Origin of the sequence: Mycolicibacterium arseniciresistens (genome assembly GCF_030519285.1) — a bacterium.
In the GTDB taxonomy this organism is placed as follows: Bacteria; Actinomycetota; Actinomycetes; order Mycobacteriales; family Mycobacteriaceae; genus Mycobacterium; species Mycobacterium arseniciresistens.
Genome location: NZ_JAUMSQ010000533.1, coordinates 1 through 1,383, shown reverse-complemented (window position 1 = coordinate 1,383; position 1,383 = coordinate 1). Strand labels below are relative to the sequence as shown.

At 64.8% G+C, this 1,383-nt stretch carries 2 protein-coding genes; both read right to left on the bottom strand.

Going from position 1 to position 1,383, the window contains the following annotated elements; translation table 11 throughout:
- Nucleotides 1–10: 10 nt before the first annotated feature.
- Nucleotides 11–757: an integrase core domain-containing protein gene (locus Q2100_RS31295; RefSeq protein WP_302917133.1), complete on the bottom strand. Its 747-nt coding sequence runs from the start codon at nt 755–757 to the stop codon at nt 11–13.
- Nucleotides 758–960: 203 nt separating this feature from the next.
- Nucleotides 961–1,305, bottom strand: a complete 345-nt coding sequence (locus tag Q2100_RS31290; protein ID WP_302917132.1) for a transposase — start codon at nt 1,303–1,305, stop codon at nt 961–963.
- Between the last annotated feature and the right edge of the window lie 78 nt (nt 1,306–1,383).

Genomic DNA, 1,383 nt, shown 5'->3' with positions numbered 1-1,383 from the left:
CTGTCTTGAGTCAAGAAGTCGGCAGGTTTTTCTGTGGGTGGGTGTTGGCGAGGTAGGCCTGTTTGGGGGTGCGGTCGGCCAGGGCTTGGTGGGGTCGGATGGTGTTGTAGATGATGCGGAAGCGGTGGACTTCCATGTCGAGGGCGTCGCCATCGCCGATGTAGCCGCGGAAGAGGTGCTCGTATTTGAGGGTGCCGAAGAAGCGTTCGACGACGCCGTTGGTCTGGGGTGATCGCACGCGGGTGCGGACGTGGCGCAGGAGTGGATCGTCGCCGACGAAGGCGGTGCGGAAGGTTTGCCCGCGAAAGCATGGCCCGTTGTCGGAGACCACGGCGATGGGGGCGGGGGCTTGGCCGATGACGGTTTCGGCAGCGTCGATGATGTCCATGACGCCGCGGTCGCTGCGAAGGTCGTCGAGTCGGAGTTGGTACTGGGCTTCGGTGATGGCCAGGTGCAGACAGCGCAGGGCGTCGGTGCCGCGGGCGGTGGGGGTGACGGTGACCGCCAGGCAGTACTTGGTGGCGTAGTCGATGACTGCGCAGATTCGCCAGATGCCGCCGTTGGTGGTCTCGAATTCGGAGAAGTCGGTCTGCCAGACCCGGTTACGTTCGGTGGGCGGGTCGCGGAACACTTTCCGTCGTAGCACTGCCCATGATTTGCGGTCGGCCCGAAACCCCTGCGGGAGGAGCAGTCCGCGGCGACGTAACGCCCGCGCAACCGAGCTGTTGGTCACGACGTGGCCGTCGGCGCGCATCATCGCGGCGATCTTGCGGTAGCCCCATGCCGGCCATGCTTCGGCGTACTTGGCGGCCAACGCTTCGATGCGGTCAACCTTGGGAGCTGGCCATGGGCCCTTGGTGGGGTCGCCGCGACGCAGCCGGGCCAGTCGACGCCGGTAAGTGCGCTCGGGGATGCTGGCCAGGACGCAGAACCTCGAAACCGGCAGTCCAGCCGCCTCTCTTAGGGCTTCGAGGTCGATGAAGGGACTTGATCGGCCAACGCGGCTCCACGCTGCCAGATCCGCAACTGCACGGTGGCTTCGGCCAGTGCCAGCTTCAACTGCTCGTTCTCCAGCAGCAGCCGACGTTGCTCGGGTGTGCCCTTGGCCCCTGCCCGGCCGCTAGGAACCTCTTCAAGTCGTTGGGCACCCGCCTGCAGGAATTGATGCTTCCACTTGGTCATCGTCACCGTGGACACCCCGCAGCGCCGGGCCGCCTCAGCACACGTCATCTCACCGGCCAGCACCGCCAGTACCAACCGCGTCTTGTCCTCGGCTGCGATCTTCGTTCGCCGTGATCTGCTCATGACTACTCACCCAACTCCTGTGGACAGAAGCCGCACTGTTAATCGCGCGACCCTGCCACAAAGTTTGAGTCAGTGGAT